Annotated in this window: 16 protein-coding genes; 11 read left to right on the top strand and 5 right to left on the bottom strand. The window is 66.8% G+C overall.

Features of this window, described 5'->3' with window-relative positions; genetic code table 11:
- Positions 1 to 243: 243 nt before the first annotated feature.
- The 4 genes from ACT3SZ_RS11405 (at position 244) to ACT3SZ_RS11390 (ending at position 3,237) form a co-directional block, all read left to right on the top strand.
- Positions 244 to 1,038, top strand: coding sequence for an Rv1157c family protein (locus ACT3SZ_RS11405; protein WP_444618708.1), 795 nt, complete (start codon positions 244 to 246; stop codon positions 1,036 to 1,038).
- A gap of 26 nt (positions 1,039 to 1,064) precedes the next feature.
- A complete protein-coding gene (locus ACT3SZ_RS11400; RefSeq protein WP_444618706.1) occupies positions 1,065 to 1,643 on the top strand; it encodes a DUF402 domain-containing protein in 579 nt (192 codons plus the stop codon).
- Positions 1,644 to 2,283: 640 nt separating this feature from the next.
- Entirely contained in the window at positions 2,284 to 2,592 is a 309-nt protein-coding gene (locus tag ACT3SZ_RS11395) for a hypothetical protein (protein ID WP_444618704.1), read from the top strand.
- A 66-nt stretch (positions 2,593 to 2,658) separates the two neighbouring features.
- Positions 2,659 to 3,237: a hypothetical protein gene (locus tag ACT3SZ_RS11390; RefSeq protein ID WP_444618702.1), complete on the top strand. Its 579-nt coding sequence runs from the start codon at positions 2,659 to 2,661 to the stop codon at positions 3,235 to 3,237.
- A gap of 117 nt (positions 3,238 to 3,354) precedes the next feature.
- Here ACT3SZ_RS11390 and ACT3SZ_RS11385 read toward each other — a convergent pair whose 3' ends face one another.
- Entirely contained in the window at positions 3,355 to 4,524 is a 1,170-nt protein-coding gene (locus tag ACT3SZ_RS11385) for an acyl-CoA dehydrogenase family protein (protein WP_444618700.1), read from the bottom strand.
- 120 nt (positions 4,525 to 4,644) lie between these two features.
- On the opposite strand from ACT3SZ_RS11385, the gene ACT3SZ_RS11380 reads away from it, so the two are divergent.
- The 6 genes from ACT3SZ_RS11380 (at position 4,645) to ACT3SZ_RS11355 (ending at position 10,371) form a co-directional block, all read left to right on the top strand.
- A complete protein-coding gene (locus tag ACT3SZ_RS11380; RefSeq protein WP_444618698.1) occupies positions 4,645 to 5,370 on the top strand; it encodes a DUF4232 domain-containing protein in 726 nt (241 codons plus the stop codon).
- The gene (locus ACT3SZ_RS11375) at positions 5,367 to 7,064 is read left to right on the top strand and encodes a hypothetical protein (protein ID WP_444618696.1); all 1,698 of its coding nucleotides are present in this window, start codon (positions 5,367 to 5,369) and stop codon (positions 7,062 to 7,064) included. The genes ACT3SZ_RS11380 and ACT3SZ_RS11375 overlap by 4 nt, the downstream gene beginning before the upstream one ends.
- 52 nt (positions 7,065 to 7,116) lie before the next feature.
- On the top strand, positions 7,117 to 7,785 hold the full coding sequence (locus ACT3SZ_RS11370; RefSeq protein WP_444618694.1) for an SDR family oxidoreductase: 669 nt from the start codon (positions 7,117 to 7,119) through the stop codon (positions 7,783 to 7,785).
- Positions 7,782 to 8,672, top strand: coding sequence for a patatin-like phospholipase family protein (locus tag ACT3SZ_RS11365; RefSeq protein WP_444618692.1), 891 nt, complete (start codon positions 7,782 to 7,784; stop codon positions 8,670 to 8,672). The genes ACT3SZ_RS11370 and ACT3SZ_RS11365 overlap by 4 nt, the downstream gene beginning before the upstream one ends.
- 99 nt (positions 8,673 to 8,771) lie before the next feature.
- On the top strand, positions 8,772 to 9,311 hold the full coding sequence (locus ACT3SZ_RS11360) for a hypothetical protein (protein WP_444618690.1): 540 nt from the start codon (positions 8,772 to 8,774) through the stop codon (positions 9,309 to 9,311).
- A 43-nt stretch (positions 9,312 to 9,354) separates the two neighbouring features.
- Positions 9,355 to 10,371 (top strand): DUF808 domain-containing protein, encoded by a 1,017-nt coding sequence (locus ACT3SZ_RS11355; RefSeq protein ID WP_444618688.1) that lies wholly within the window; start codon positions 9,355 to 9,357, stop codon positions 10,369 to 10,371.
- 23 nt (positions 10,372 to 10,394) lie between these two features.
- On the opposite strand, the gene ACT3SZ_RS11350 is transcribed toward ACT3SZ_RS11355, so the two are convergent.
- Entirely contained in the window at positions 10,395 to 11,519 is a 1,125-nt protein-coding gene (locus tag ACT3SZ_RS11350) for a magnesium and cobalt transport protein CorA (protein WP_444618686.1), read from the bottom strand.
- Between the two features lie 34 nt (positions 11,520 to 11,553).
- Entirely contained in the window at positions 11,554 to 12,276 is a 723-nt protein-coding gene (locus ACT3SZ_RS11345) for an endonuclease/exonuclease/phosphatase family protein (RefSeq protein ID WP_444618685.1), read from the bottom strand.
- A 150-nt stretch (positions 12,277 to 12,426) separates the two neighbouring features.
- On the opposite strand from ACT3SZ_RS11345, the gene arr reads away from it, so the two are divergent.
- Entirely contained in the window at positions 12,427 to 12,846 is a 420-nt protein-coding gene (arr, locus tag ACT3SZ_RS11340; RefSeq protein ID WP_444618683.1) for an NAD(+)--rifampin ADP-ribosyltransferase, read from the top strand.
- Positions 12,847 to 12,867: 21 nt separating this feature from the next.
- Here arr and ACT3SZ_RS11335 read toward each other — a convergent pair whose 3' ends face one another.
- Complete coding sequence (locus ACT3SZ_RS11335; RefSeq protein ID WP_444618681.1) at positions 12,868 to 13,188, bottom strand: YchJ family protein; 321 nt, start codon at positions 13,186 to 13,188, stop codon at positions 12,868 to 12,870.
- Complete coding sequence (locus ACT3SZ_RS11330) at positions 13,188 to 14,780, bottom strand: LTA synthase family protein (RefSeq protein WP_444618679.1); 1,593 nt, start codon at positions 14,778 to 14,780, stop codon at positions 13,188 to 13,190. The genes ACT3SZ_RS11335 and ACT3SZ_RS11330 overlap by 1 nt, the downstream gene beginning before the upstream one ends.
- Positions 14,781 to 14,995: the final 215 nt, after the last annotated feature.

The raw sequence follows: 14,995 nt of genomic DNA, 5'->3' as shown, positions 1-14,995 counted from the left end.
GACCGCAGGACGACTCGGGGTTCAACGACGGTCCAGGGTACTCGACAGCACCCCGTTTTCTCTCATCGAGACTATCGTGTGGCCCATTTTATCGCGCGGTGAACGTTCATCACTGTTATTGTAGACAAAAGCGCCACTTGGCCCACCCTGTTACGCATGTTACGGTTGTGACTCATGTGACGTTTGATGTCCCCGTACGCCTCGTTCGCGGGACACCATTCCAGACCACCCGAGAGGCTGACAGTGCTCCCCCAGCTCCCCCAGCTCACCCACCCCGCCCGCCCGGCCCGGGCAGGACGCACCGACCGCGCAGGACGCCCCACGCGCCGCGTGGCGCGCACCGTCGTCGCCGTCCTGACCGCCGCCGCGGCGTCCGCCGGCATCTCGCTTGCCGCCGCCCCGGCGGCGCAGGCCGCTCCCGCGATCCCCGGGTTGCCCGACCTGACGGCCATGCCGGACCTGCCCCTCGACAACCTCGGACGTCCCACTCCCGAACTGCTGCAGCAGATCGAGGACGTCGCCAACCGTCCCGAGATCCCCGAGGAAATCTCCGGCGTGCTCAAGCGCGTCGTCAGCTTCTTCCGCGGCGACGGGGAACCCGGTGTCGACCTCCCGGAGGATGCGCCCGCGTTCACCCAGTTCGGTTGGCCCACACTGGCCCAGAACTGCATCGGCGGCACCAGCAACGCCGTCGGCATGGCCATGGGAGTCCCCGGCCCCGCAGCACTCCCCCTCCCCGGCGTCCCCGAGGGCCACGTCTCCTTCGTCTTCACCGCCCTGGGCACCGGTCCTGTCGCCGAGCACCAGAACGAGGGCATGCGCGTGCACTGGGTCAACATCGACAACGGACGCATCGGCCAGACCCCACTGGCCTACGGCGGTATCAACCCCGACGGCCCCGCCACCATCAACGGCCTTGCGGACACCGGCCCCGGCAACGTCCTCACCCTGCTCGAAGGCGGCGTGACCACCGACGAGGACGGCGCGCAGGGCAACTGCACCTTCCTGCCCACCGCCGGCATCTTCAACGTCCGCTAGCGTCCTGCACCATCCCGGGAGCCGAGATGAGCGACCTGCACCCGCCCAAGGTCGAAACCTTCGACCTCGTCAATGACACCAACACCGACCCCAAGGGCTTCCTGCGGCCCGTGGACCGCTGGTCGCAGACCGACGGCATGCTGTACATGGCCCGTCCCGCCGACCACCCGCGCTTCGGCTACATCGAGAGCTGGCTCATCCCCGATCTCGACCTGCGCGTGAACCGCTTCCACTTCCGGGAGGGCGAAGGCGGACGCTTCGATGGTCAGGACCTCTACGTCGACATCGCCCTGGTCGAGGACCGCGGCGACACCTGGCACACCACCGATCTCTACGTGGACCTGGTGACCTACGCCGCCCGGAAGTGGGAAGTCCTCGACCTCGAGGAGCTCGGCGACGCCCTGCTCGCCGGGTACCTGGACGCCGCCACCACGCACCGCGCACTGCACTCCTCCCAGCGTCTCATCAACGGCATGCTCGATGCCGGCGGCGTGGAATCCTGGCTCGATGGTGTGGGTTTTCCCCTGAGTTGGGCCACCGACGTGCATCTCGCCGCCCCCTGCGACACCGCTACGGGAACTTCTACTGACGCTCCAGCGGGATGACAGCTTTCCCCAAGATCACGGTCGTAGATTGATGTCAGTGCCGCCGAGAAAGGTGGCCGAGCGACACGGACCCCACCGGAAGGACACCTCGTATACGGCAGCTGAGCATTCTCCTCTTGAAACGTCAGCAGTGCGCCCCCGGCCCTTTCGGTCCGGGGGTTCACTGTGTGCGGGGACATGTGGGGCCGGGGCGAGTGCTCATTGTCGCGGGGGCCGGGGTACCAAGTTGGACCTGGCGGCGCTGAGTTGGCCAACTCACACATCCCACGTCCAACTTGGTACCCCTCTCGCCCTCTCCGCCATCACGCAGCGGCGCCACCTAGTCGCACCCTTTTCCTTCTCTGAAACTCTCAGTGTGCAAAGCTAATCGCCGGTGCCTATCCGACGTAGGCGGAACGAAGAGGAGTCCACACTGAATACCCGGCGAAGTCTCTGCGCAGTCATGTTCGCTGTCCCCCTGACGTTGACCGCATGCGGCAATGCTGACACGGGGCCAAGTTCAACAACCCCTTCAACATCCACCTCTGCCTCCGCACAGCCCTCCGTGACGGAGTCGACACCGAACTCGGCCGCCGACACATCTCCAGCGCCGTCCCCCGCTGCTGATGATGAACCCGCAGCGCCCACCGAGGAACCTGCCGTGACCTACACGTGCCCGGACTGGCACCTGTACGAGCTCGGCACGACCTTCTACTCGGACGGGACCAGCGGCTACACCGACGACTGCTACTCGCAGATGCAGTCCGACATGCAGGCCAGCCAGCCAGACCTTTCCACGATCCCAATCCCCGACGGCGGAACCTGCCCCGCCGCGATCTGCGGCTACGGGCACGACGAGGACGGTAACCCGAATCCCTCGTCCGGTGAACTCCAGACGCAGAACGGCTGCGAAGAGGGCTACATCACCGATCCCGACCTCTGCGCCGCCGCAGGCCGCCCACTCAACTGAACCTCACCAGGGCCAGAACCAACCAACCTTTAAGCCACAACAGCTTTAAGCCACGACAGGAAAACGATGCGCCTCCGACACGTTATTGCCACGGCAATCCTCACGCTCCCGCTCGCCCTCACCGCATGCGGAGGTGACGAGGATCCGGTTGATGCAACTACCTCCTCGGCCACATCATCGGCCGCCTCCTCTGCGCAGTCCTCCTCAGCGTCAGCTGCTGCAGGCTCCGACAACGAGCAGAGCGATGGTTCGACGGCCGATCGCCAGCAGCAGGACGGTCAGGGCTCAATCCAGGACACTGATACCGGAAACTCCTCGGGGAACGAAAACGGTGGCGCACCGGGCCGGACGGATACCTCGAATCCGGATCGGCAGGCACCCGCCCCGGACGAGCGAACCGAACAGCAGGAAACTCCGGACGAGACCACCACTGCGCCCGCAGAGACGACGACCCCGTCCGCCACTGCGACGACCACCGCGACGCCCACACAGACCCAGGAGCGCAACAACCCCCGGGATTACATCCGACCGCACTACTACTGCGAGGAACTGGGCGCGACGGCGCAGGACACCGTCACCGACGAGGACCTCGTCTGCGACTACCGGGATGAGGCGATGGACGACCTACGCTGGCTGCCCGCCTAACTACCGCGCCCAAGCGCGTCGGGACCTCAGAGGGGCAGAAATCGAGCGTGGGATGGTTGAATACGGTGATTCAACCATCCCACGCTCGATCTTGGCTCCTGGCGCCTGGCTAACCGCCTACTTCAGGATCTGGCGGCCCATCACCATGCGGCACACCTGGTTGGTTCCCTCGTAAATTTGCGTGATCTTGGCGTCACGCATCATGCGCTCCACCGGGAAGTCACGGGTGTAGCCGTAGCCGCCGAGCAACTGCACGGCGTCGGTGGTGACCTCCATGGCAATGTCGGAGGCGAAGGTCTTCGACCCGGCAGCCAGCAGGCCGAGCTTGTCGCCACCCTCGGCGTAGCCACGCTCGGCGTTGGACGCAGCGGTGTAGATCATCAGCCGCGCGGCGTCGATCTTCATCTTCATGTCCGCGAGCATGAACTGGGTGTTCTGGAATGCTGCGATCGGCTTGCCGAACTGCTGGCGCTCCTTGACGTAATCCACCGCGGCGTCGAAGGCACCCTGGGCGATGCCCAGCGCCTGCGCACCGATGGTGGGGCGGGTGTGGTCCAGCGTCGCCAGGGCGGTCTTGAAGCCGGTCCCCTCCGCACCGATGATGCGGTCGGCGGGGATGCGGCAGTCCTCGAAGTACAGTTCGGCGGTCGGGGACCCCTTGATGCCGAGCTTGTGCTCCAGCCCGCCGACGCGGAATCCGGGGTCGTCCTTGTGCACCATGAACGCGGAGATGCCGTTGGCACCGGCGTCCGGATCGCTCACGGCCATCACGGTGTACCAGGTGGACTTGCCGCCGTTGGTGATGAAGCACTTGGAGCCGTTGAGGACCCACTCCTCGCCGTCGCGCACGGCCTTGGTCTTCATCGCTCCGGCATCGGAGCCGGCCTCGCGCTCGGTCAGCGCGTAGGACGCCATGGCACCGTTGGCAATGTCCGGCAGGACCTGCTGCTTGAGTTCCTCGGAGCCGGAGAGGATCAGCCCCATCGTGCCGAGCTTGTTCACCGCCGGGATCAGCGAGGACGCGCCGCATACGCGGGCAACTTCCTCGATGACGATGACCGCGGCCAGCGAGTCGCCGCCCTGTCCGCCGTACTCGTCACCGACGTGGATGGCGTTGAATCCGCTGTCGTTGAGGGCCTTGAGCGCCTCCTCCGGGAAGCGCTCGTCCTCGTCGACGGCGGCGGCGTAGGGGGCGATTTCCTGCTCTGACAGGCCGCGGATGCTGGCACGCAGTTCGCGGTACTCTTCCGGCAACTGGAAGAGGTCGAAATCGGGGTTGAAAGCCATGGACGTCAGTCTCCTGGGGAAAATCGTGGGCAGTGCTCGCACGGGACGTTACCCCGGTAGCGCGGTCCCTCGTGGAGGTACCGTGAACCCGGTGTTGTGATTCAGCCTACACTGGGGGTCATGTCTACCGAGTACCCGTCAGACGCCCCGTCCACCCCTCTCTCCACCGCCGGACGCCCCCGCGACCTGCGCAGACGCGGTAGGACGCCCCGGCGCGCTGCCGGGGTCGCCTGCGCGCTCGGCGCGGCCAGCGTTCTGACCGTGTCCGTCCTCGCCGGGTGTTCCGACGGTGACGGGACCTCGTCCGATGCCGGTTCGGACGCCTCGACGAGCACGAGTACGCCGACGCCCGTGGCCACCGGCGAACCCGGTTCCACGGGCACCACCGACACGCCGGACGATGCCGATGCGTCCGGCGACGACGGGCGCTGCACCACCGGCGACCTGGACGTCACCGCGGGTCAGACGCAGGGCGCGGCGGGCAGTATCCTGCTGGACGTGGAGTTCACCAATACCTCGGATGGCTCCTGCACCCTCACCGGCTTCCCCGGGGTCACCCTCGTCGACGAGTCCGGCGAGCCCGTCGGCGCGCCGGCCGAGCGTGAGGAGAACCTGCCGTCCTCGGTGGTGGATCTCGCCGCGGGGGCAACCGCGACGTCGGCGCTGAGCATCGGCCGGGCGGAGAACTACGACGAGGCCGCCTGTGGCCCCACTCCGGCCGGCGGCCTGCAGGTCATCGTCCCCGAGGAGGAGCAGACCACCATCCTGGATATGCCGGACCTGACCGCCTGCACGGACGACGCCGTGTCGTTGCTGACCGTCCAGCCCCTCACTGACGGCGCGTGAAACGGGGCCTGTTCCCGGTCCTGATTCTGGCTGCACTCCTGGGGCTGCGCGGGTGGCAGCTCAGCCAGCGGACCTTCTACTGGGACGATCTGGTCATCCCACCGTCCTTCCGTGACTCCGGATTGTGGGCCCCCTACGACGGGCACCTGATGCCCGGCTCGGCGGCGCTGCAGGTCGCCGTGGACTCCCTCGCGCCTCTGCAGTGGTGGCTGCCGTGCGTGGTCACCCTGGCCGCGACGGCCCTGGCCGCCGTCCTATGGTGGATCCTGCTCGGCCGCCTCACCGAGCGGTGGGGGTTGCGGGTGCTGGGGTTCACTGCCCTGGTGTTCTCCCCGTTCCTGGGTGCCGCCACCGGGTGGTGGTCGGCGGGGGTCAACGCCCTGGCCTGGCAGCTCACCGCCGCTGGTGTCGGTCTGGCGCTGACCGCCTCGCGCGGGGTCGTGCTGCGCACCACGCTCGCCACGCTGGTGCTGCTGGGCGGGCTACTCATGACGGAGCGAGCGCTGACGGTGGTGCCTGCGGTACTGGCCGTCGCGCTTGTCCTCCGGTTGCGCCGGGGCCCGTCCGGCGACCGGCTGGTGCTCGTGGTTCCGGCGCTGCTCACCCTCGCATGGGCCGGGGTGTACCTCGCAGTGGTCGGACGCGGTGACGGTGGCGGCGATGCGCCGGGTCTGCACGGGGTCACCTCCGCGCTCGGATCCTCGGTTCTGCCCGGAGTGTTCGGCGGACCGTGGAGCTGGGACCGGTGGAACCCCTCCCCTGCGTTCTCCACGACACCGAGCCTGGTGCAGGTGATTCTCGCCGTCCTGCTGGCCGCACTTCTCGTGTGGACGCTGGTGCGCGCACGCCGCCGCCCGGCGGCGAGCATCGCGGCGCTGGCGGCGTCCTGCGGGTACCTGCTGGTCGTCCTGCTGCTCCTGCGTGAGGGACGCACCGGCGACGGGGCGTCCGACCTGCTCGCCCGCGGCATGCACTACTACGCCGACTGGTGGACGGTCACCGTGGTGCTCGTGGTGGCCGCGGCACCAGTACTGGCGCGCACCTGGACCGCGGCGCTGGCCGCCGTCCTGTTCGCGCTGAGTTCCACGGTGTCCACGGTGACGTGGGTGTCCGCGTGGTCGGACGATGAGACCGCCGCGTACCTCGCCGGCGTGCGCCAGGCCGCGTCGGAGGCGCAGGACGTCGGCACCGTCCTGCTCGACCAGAACACGCCGCTGGAGGTGCTCACCCCGCTGATGTCGCCCTACAACCGGGTCGGCGCGCTCGCGGCTGGCGTCGGCGACGTGAGCACCGCACCCACGGTCGTCCTGCCGGACGGACGCGTCGCTGAGGCCGAGGTACTCGACATCTCACGCAGCGCCCAGGGCGACGTCCCCGACTGCGGCGTCCGCGTGGACGCCGGCCAGCCACAGATCATCACCGTGGAACCCGCCCTACCCTTCGGCGACTGGACGTGGGAGTTCACCGCCACCGCCGACCAGGAGCTGACCGTGCAACTGTCCACCCCCAACGGACTGGAGGACGAGGCGCAGTGGCGGGCGCGTGCGGTGGACGTGGACGTGGACACCGACCTGGTCACCAGGTGGGTCAACCTCTCCGGCGGCGGTGGCACGATCATGGCGGAGATCGACGGGCCGCCGGGATCGCATATGTGCGTCGGAGCCGGAGCTGTGGGCGCGCTCACGGCCCGCTAGGCTGGGGAGACCAGCGACGTAATAATGCCCTCGACGAAAGGCACCCCACACCATGTACGACATCGTCATCATCGGCGGCAACGGGAAGGTTGCCAGGCTGACGGCACCGATGCTCGTCGAGGCGGGCAATTCGGTGACCTCCGTGATCCGCTCGCGCGACCAGTTCAACGACGTGCGCGAAAGCGGGGCCACCCCGACGGTGTCGGACATCGAGACGATGAGCACCGACGCCATCGCCGACCTGCTCGAAGGCCATGACACGGTCATCTGGGCCGCCGGCGCCGGCGGCGGGAACCCGGAGCGCACCTTCGCCGTGGACCGCGACGCGGCGATCCGCACCATCAACGCCGCCGAAGAGGTTGGTGTCACCCGGTTCATCATGCTGTCGTGGTCGGGCTCCTACCTGGACCACAGCTTCCCGGAGGACAGCGACTTCTACCCCTACGCCGAGTCGAAGGCGGCCGCCGACCAGCACCTGCGCGATTCCGAACTGGACTGGACGATCATCGCACCGAGCCGGCTGACCGACGACCGCGATCGCGGCGGCATCGAGATCCTCCCGGAGGGCGACGGCCGCACCGACGCCACCGAGGTCCCGCGGGAGACGGTGGCCCAGACCATCGTCGCCGCACTCGAATGCCCGCAGACCTCCGGGCGCACGATCCGGTTCAACGCCGGCAACGAGGACCCCCACGAGGCGCTGCGCGGGGTCGAGTGGTGAGCGACACCTCCGCACTGGCCGCGCCCGACGTCGCCCTGATCTTCGAGGGCGGCGGCATGCGCAATAGCTACACCGCCGCCTGTGTCAGTGCTCTGATCGAGCATAAGGTGCAGGTCGGCTGGGTCGGCGGCATCTCCGCCGGGGCCTCGCACACCGTGAACATGCTCTCGCACGACGCCGAGCGCGCCCGGCAGAGTTTCGTGGAGTTCGGCGCCGCCCCCGGCACCGGCGGCATCAGCTCCTTCCTGCGTGGCGACGGCTACTTCAACGCCGAGTTCATCTACGAGACCTCCGGGCTCCCCGGCAATGAGTTCCCCTTCGACTGGGACACCTTCACCGCCGACCCCACCCCCTTCCGTGTCGGTGCGATGCACGCGCGCACCGGCGAGACGGTCTACTGGGGACGCGAGGACCTCACCGACCTGCCGTCGCTGATGAAGCGGGTGCGGGCGTCCTCGACGATGCCGGTGTTGATGAAGACCCCCATCGTCGACGGCGAACCCTACGTGGACGGCGCCCTGGGCTCCTCCGGCGGCATTGCGCTGGAAGCGGCCGAACGTGACGGGTTCGAGAAGTTCCTGGTGGTCTGCACCCGCCCGCGCGACTACGTCAAACCCGAGGTCAAGTACCCCGGCGCGGTGCGCCGGGTGCTGCGTGACACCCCGGCCGTCGCCGAGGCGGTGATCACCCGTCCTGCCCGCTACAACGCCACGAAGCGTCGTCTCCTGGAACTGGAGGAGCAGGGCCGCGCACTGTTGTTCTTCCCCGAGCACATGCGCATCTCCAATACCGAGCGCAAGATCGACAAACTGCGCACCTCCTACACCGACGGAGAAAACCAGATGCGTGACGACTGGTCACGCTGGCAGGACTTCCTCACCGCCTGACCCCCAACCTGAACCCCGACCTGAACCCCGACTGCCTGAACCCCGGGGAGTGTCGTGCATACCGCGCCGATTGCGGGAAAGCACTGTACAGTTCCCATCATGTACGTCAGGTCCAGCGGGGACGGTGGTCTCCGCCCGTCCGACCTTCCCCGTGTTCTCGCGCATCGACGCGCGTTGACGGCCCGTCACGTGGTCTCCGAGGCTGACCTCGCCGACTCCACCTGTCAGCTGCGCCGGATCGACACGATGATCTCCCACAACGAGGAGCGCTCCCAGTCCCCCGCCTCCGCCGTGGGCTGGTCTGTCGTGGTCCTTGTCCTGGCCGTGCTGCTCGTGGGCGGTGGGCTGTGGCTGTTCACCGTCTCCGGCGCGGTCGTGGCGCAGGTAGCCCTCCGGGTGCTGGGCGGGGTCCTGGTGCTCGGCGGAACGGTGAGCGGCACCATTTCGCTGGTGTACCTGTGGTCCGGGGTGCTGCTGCACCGACGCGCGAGCCATCAGGACCGTGACTTCCGCAAGGCGGTGGGCGCGCTGCTGCCCGCAGCGTCCGGCGCGCAGTCGCGCAGCGAACTGGTCGACCTGCTCCACGACAGCGACGTGGCCGACCTCAGCGGCCGCACCCGCCACGACACACCCCACTGAGTTAGCCCCTCAGAGTTAGCCCCTCAACCCTACGGAGAACACCATGGCCGGTGGCCTGTTCGCACTACTCGACGACGTCACCCTGATCGCACGCAAGGCCGCGGCCAGTACCGGTGACGTGGCCCGCGCGGCCGCCACCACCAGCACCAGGGCCGCCGCCGTGGTCGTCGACGATGCCGCAGTGACCCCCGGTTTCGTCGAGGGGGTCACCCCCGCCCGTGAACTGCCGATCATCTGGCGAATCACCAAGGGCTCGCTGGTGAACAAGATCATCATCATTCTGCCGGTGATCCTGCTGCTCAGCTGGCTTGCGCCGTGGGCGCTCACCCCGATCCTCATGGTCGGCGGCACCTACCTGGCCTATGAGGGTGCCGAAAAAGTGTGGCACGCCGTCGCCGCGCAGCGCGGCGGGAAGGAAAGCCACGCGCAGGACGCACCGGACGCCGAAGCGTCCTCCCCCGACGGCCCCGACGGCCCTGAAGGCCCTGATGATGAGGAGTCGCTGGTCAAGGGCGCGGTGCGCACCGACTTCATCCTCTCGGCAGAGATCATGGTCTTGTCACTCAACGAGCTGACCGACCGCAGCGTGCCGGAGCGTGCCGCGATCCTGGTCGGGGTCGCCCTGATCATCACCTTCGCCGTCTACGGTGTGGTCGGGCTGCTGGTGAAGATGGACGACGTGGGCCTCGCCCTCGCCGACCCGGAGCGCGACCGGCCCACTATCGTGCGGCGTGCCGGACGTGGTCTCGTTGCTCTGATGCCGAAGATCCTGACGACCTTGTCGGTGGTCGGGACCGCGGCGATGCTCTGGGTTGGCGGGCACATCCTGCTGGTCGGCACCGACGACCTCGGCTGGCACCTGCCCTACTCGGTGGTGCACCACCTCGAGGAGTCTGTCTCCAGCGCCGGCGGGGCCGTGCAGTGGCTCGTGGAGACCGGCTGTTCGGCGGTGGTGGGCCTGCTCGTCGGCTCCGTGGTCCTCGCCGTGCTTGCCGGTATCACCGGCGTGCGCTCGGCCGTCAGCTCCGCTCGTCCGGGGACTCCTCGCCCCGGGAATTGATATCGCCGCCGGGCGAACGGTACTTACATCCAGTCGCTACGGCGGAAGAAGTAGTAGAGCAGCACCGCCACCCCCAGCATCATGCCGAGCGCCATCGGGTAGCCGAGGGCCCAATGCAGTTCGGGCATATCATCGAAGTTCATGCCGTAGATCGCACCGACCAGGGTCGGCGCGAAGAGGATCGCCGCCCAACCGGAGATCTTCTTCATGTCCTCGTTCTGCCGTTGCGCCACCAGCGTGGCGTTGACGTTGAGGATCTGGGCGAGAGCATCGCGGTGGTCGGACGCCATGCGCCCGGCGCGGGTGAGGTGGTCGGCGACGTCGTCGAGGTAGGAACGCAATTCCTCGTGGATGTCGTACTTCACGAAGCCGGCGCGCAGGGAGTCCAGCACCTCGGTCATCGAGGCGATCGTCTGCTGGACGTCGATGACCTCCTGGCTCAGCCGGTAGATGCGCTCGGCGACGGCGGCGTCGCCGCTGAAGACCTGTCGTTCGATCTCTTCCTTGTCGATGGCGATGCCACGCAACACCGACGGGTAGCCATCCACGATCGCGTCCAGGATGCGGTAGACCACGGCCTCCGGACCGAGCCGCAGCAGGTCACGGTTGGCGAGCATATCGCCTCCGCGGGGGTCTGGGTTGTCGAGCCGTCCGACGGACGACGCGGCGAAAGCCTTGCTGTCCGTGCCATCGATCCACCGTCCGTCCTGGCAGAGCACCGCAACGGAACCGTCGCGCACGAGGATGTGGAACTCCGAGAAGGCGACGTCCTCGGCGGCGTCGTTGTAGCGCGCCGAGCGGGCCACCAGGAAGAGAACGTCGCCGTAGCGTTCCAGCTTCGGACGTTGGTGGGCGTTGACGAGATCCTCGACCAACAGTGGGTGCAGGTCCCACACCTCCACGAGTTCGCCGAGGCCCTCGCGCCCGGAGGCGGGGTACAGCGCCATGAGCATGCGCGCATCGTCCTCAGCGGCGGACGCTGTGGCATCGGCCAGCGAGACGTCCTGCGGGACGGCATGGGCGACGCCGTCGTCGACGTAGGTGAGCACCGGCGGCGTGGACGCCGGCACGGCTATCAGCCCCACCTCGCGGCTCTTTCCGCGGGTCAGCCGGCTCATTCTGCTGTCGTTCGTCCTACGGTTTCCCATGAGGTTACTTTATCCCGCTCGTACCGCCGGAAGCTCAGGCGGTCACCATGGGGCCCTGCGCAGAGAGGGCGGTGACTGGCAGAGCCGCCCGGTTCAACGACGTGCGCACCACGATCGGCAGGTGGTCGGACCCACCCTGCGGAAGGACATCGACCTGCGCGGGGCCAAAACCACGGGAGACCGCGAAGTCGTAGTTGCCACGCAATACGCCGTAGCGCGAATACGTTGCCTTCTGACTCCTCGACATCTTGTATCCCTGCGTCCCCAACTCGCGCTTCAGCCCGCGCTGGAACAACGGATAGTTGAAATCGCCGACCATGACCGACGGCAGTCCGGCACCGATCTGCTGGAGGGCGTCAAAGGAACTGCGGATCTGCTGACGGCGCAGCGAATTCGTGGCCGTCAACGGTGCCGCGTGGAATGATGCGACGACGACCTCTCGGTCGTGTTTCGCATCGTGGGCGCGGACCATGACCAGGCGCTCTGCGGCCGGTTTCATGACCCGGTCGTGGAAGGACTTCTCCAGAGCGATCACCTTAAGCTCCCTCGCATCAAGACGACTGGTGCGCAGGTACACGGCCAGGCCGAGTCGGTTCTCCGAGGTTGCGTGAACGAGGTCGAGGTCGCCGATATGGCGGGGCAGTCGGCGGGTGTCCGCCTCCTGGACGCAGAGGGCATCCGGGGCGTGACCGGCCACCAGCGGGGTCAGCTCGGTGACGGCGTTGTGTTTGTGCAGGTTGTAGCTAATCAGCTTCATTGATCATCAACCTTAGTACACCGCAGCACCGCTGAAATGTGCATATCCGTTGACATCGGTGGGATATTCCTCAGCTTTCGCTCGCCTCCCGGCCTTTCAGCGCATCGCTTTCACTCTTCCATCGACGCCCTGACCTGCTACGATCACGAGATGGAGCATAATGCGGAAACCGGCCCGTTCTTCCACGGCACGCGGGCGGAATTCGCGGTCGGTGACCGGGTGTGTCCGGGCCATCGGTCGAACTACAGGCCCGAGATCGTCATGAACCACGTCTATTTCACCGCCCTTAGTGACGGAGCCGCACTGGCGGCCGAGATCGCCGCCATGCTCGCCGGCGAGGACGCGCAACCCCACGTATACCGTGTCGAGCCGACCGGCACTGTCGAGGACGACCCGAATGTCACGGACAAGAAGTTCCCCGGAAACCCGACCCGGTCCTACCGGACGGACGCCCCGTTAGTCGTCGTCGAGGAGGTGCACGACTGGCCCCGCCTGTCGCCGCAGGATCTGGAGGCGTGGCGGGGACGCCTGACGGCGTTGCGCGACGGCGACGCCGAGATCATCAACTGAGCATCCCGGTACGCGTTCCCGTCAGTACACGTCACCGTCGATGTAGTACCAGCGACCCGACTCGCGGACGAAACGCGACCGCTCGTGGAGAGTGTCGACTCCCCCGGCTTCGGCAACGTAGGTTGCGCGGAACTCCACGATCCCAGCGGTGTCCCCTGCCGCTCCATCGACGACGTCAACGATCTGCAGGCCACGCCACCGTGGGTTGTCGGACAGGTCCAGCGTGCCGGGACGCGTGGAGGGATGCCACGTCCTGAGCAGCCAGTCAGCGTCCGCCCTGCGGAAGGCGTCGAACCGGGAACGCATCAGGTCCTCGGCGGTGGCAGGTTCCGGTGCGTCCACTACTGCAGGACCTCACCCTCCCACGCGTCGGAGTAGAACTCCGCGGACCGTGAGCCCAGCAGTTCCCGGTAGACGTCCGGGTCGAGGCTCTGTGCAGAGCCCGCCGGGATCTTATCGGAGAACGCCGAGACACCCAGGCCGGCCTCCCGCCCCTGCAGCCGGATACCTGCGGCCTCGAGAATCGTCGGCATCATGTTGACCTGGTCGACGCCGTTGCGCATCGTCGAGGTGAACTTGTCGTCGCCGGGAACCCAGACCCGGTTGAAGATGGTCCGGTTCGGGTTGTCGCCGAGCTCGTCACCGAAGGCATTGCTCGACCCCATGTGCTTGAGATGGTCGCCCATGATCACCACCGCGGTGTCGTCCAGATAGCCCTGGGCCTCCATGTGGTCGACGAAGCCTGCAACCTGCTCCATGGAGCACTGGTACGCCGAGATCAGCTCTTCCTCGGTGTCTACGTTGCAGTAGTCGTAGATATGCACCGGCTCGTGGGTGTCGACCGTGAGCATGGACAGGTTGAATGGCTGCCCGGTCTCCTCGGACTCGGCGTGGAGCTCATCAACCTTGTCCTTGGCGTTGGCCATGAGGCGGTTGTCACTGAGCCCCCAGTCATCGCGGAACTGATTGTCCGGCTCGCCCTGGGCGCGCCAGTAGTTCAGGTCGTAGAGCTCGTCGTAGCCATGATCGGAGAGGAACTGGTCTTTCGCAGCGAAGGAGCCGTTGGCTCCTCCCATGAAGACATTCTTGTAGCCTTCGTCGGCGAAGATATCGCCGCTGCAGGTCAGTCCGCCGAGGTAGTCACCCAGATCGCCACCCAGCGAGTTCAGCCCGGACTTGCCCGTCACGATGCCGTTACCCTTTAGCGGGATACCGCACTGCGTGCTGGCCAGGCCGGACATGGTCCAGCCACCGCCCTCGTACTGCTGGAAATCGTCGACGCTCTGCCACCCGTCGTCTTGCGACGTGGCGTCCTTCAGCGGGATGTAGGGGTCCTTCTCGAACAAAGTGGTGTCCGAGAGTGTCTCCTCCCCGGACTCCAGGTAAATCGTCACCAGGTTGCGCTTGCCTTCTGCGGACTCCACCTGGGGTGCGGTGTAGTACTGGTCAATGGTGTACTCCGAGTTCACGGCCTTGATGTACTCCCCGACGTGCACCGAGGAGCTGAAGGCCGTAGAACCCACGACCACCACTGCGGTGACCATCACTGCCGACACCGTGCGCGTGACCCACCGGGGTCCAAGAGTACGGACACGTGTTGAATCGTCTTCCGCTTCGTCGGCGGAGGTCCGAGCGGACCGAGTACGCACCTTGCGAACGTGACGGTAGTGGAAGAACCCGACGCCCAGGGTGATGAGAACAGGAAGCACGCCGAAAGCGAGGACTCCGGTGATCACCAGGGACCCGCCGCCACCGTCCGTGTCCGTGGCGACGAGGTTCATCAACATCTGGTCGACGCTGATCGGTCCCCACAGCATGCGAATTCCGATGCCGGTGACGAGCATGAAGACACCGGCCCAGATGAGCACGTACATGGCGACGTACCCCAGGATTGAACCGATTCGCTTGGCGGCGGTCACACCGGTACCAGACAATTGAGCATCTCACCTTTCCGACACCGAGACTGTGACGCATACGCTGGCGCGGGCTCCGGTCAGGTGCAGAACGGATCGCTTCCAGGTAGAAAATTCATTGACAGATCATAAAGTATTCAATCATAGTTCACCGCCTAGCCGCGAGAAGTCAAGTACAATCCGGCGTCTGTGGGTGGGGCCACTACGACGGGAATGAGCGGGCCAACGGGGTGGCT

It is taken from the genome of Corynebacterium sp. AOP40-9SA-29 (genome assembly GCF_052377405.1).
Taxonomy (GTDB): Bacteria; Actinomycetota; Actinomycetes; order Mycobacteriales; family Mycobacteriaceae; genus Corynebacterium.
The sequence above is the reverse complement of the archived record's forward strand: the minus strand, read 5'-3'. Positions and strand labels throughout refer to the sequence as shown.

What these genes read in the sequence shown, in the direction of transcription:
- ACT3SZ_RS11400 (WP_444618706.1), top strand. Translation starts at nt 1,065, where the DNA reads ATGAGCGACCTGCACCCGCCCAAGGTCGAAACCTTCGACCTCGTCAAT.
- ACT3SZ_RS11390 (WP_444618702.1), top strand. Translation starts at nt 2,659, where the DNA reads ATGCGCCTCCGACACGTTATTGCCACGGCAATCCTCACGCTCCCGCTC.
- ACT3SZ_RS11385 (WP_444618700.1), bottom strand. Translation starts at nt 4,524, where the DNA reads ATGGCTTTCAACCCCGATTTCGACCTCTTCCAGTTGCCGGAAGAGTAC.
- ACT3SZ_RS11380 (WP_444618698.1), top strand. Translation starts at nt 4,645, where the DNA reads ATGTCTACCGAGTACCCGTCAGACGCCCCGTCCACCCCTCTCTCCACC.
- ACT3SZ_RS11370 (WP_444618694.1), top strand. Translation starts at nt 7,117, where the DNA reads ATGTACGACATCGTCATCATCGGCGGCAACGGGAAGGTTGCCAGGCTG.
- ACT3SZ_RS11360 (WP_444618690.1), top strand. Translation starts at nt 8,772, where the DNA reads ATGTACGTCAGGTCCAGCGGGGACGGTGGTCTCCGCCCGTCCGACCTT.
- ACT3SZ_RS11355 (WP_444618688.1), top strand. Translation starts at nt 9,355, where the DNA reads ATGGCCGGTGGCCTGTTCGCACTACTCGACGACGTCACCCTGATCGCA.
- ACT3SZ_RS11350 (WP_444618686.1), bottom strand. Translation starts at nt 11,519, where the DNA reads ATGGGAAACCGTAGGACGAACGACAGCAGAATGAGCCGGCTGACCCGC.
- ACT3SZ_RS11345 (WP_444618685.1), bottom strand. Translation starts at nt 12,276, where the DNA reads ATGAAGCTGATTAGCTACAACCTGCACAAACACAACGCCGTCACCGAG.
- arr (WP_444618683.1), top strand. Translation starts at nt 12,427, where the DNA reads ATGGAGCATAATGCGGAAACCGGCCCGTTCTTCCACGGCACGCGGGCG.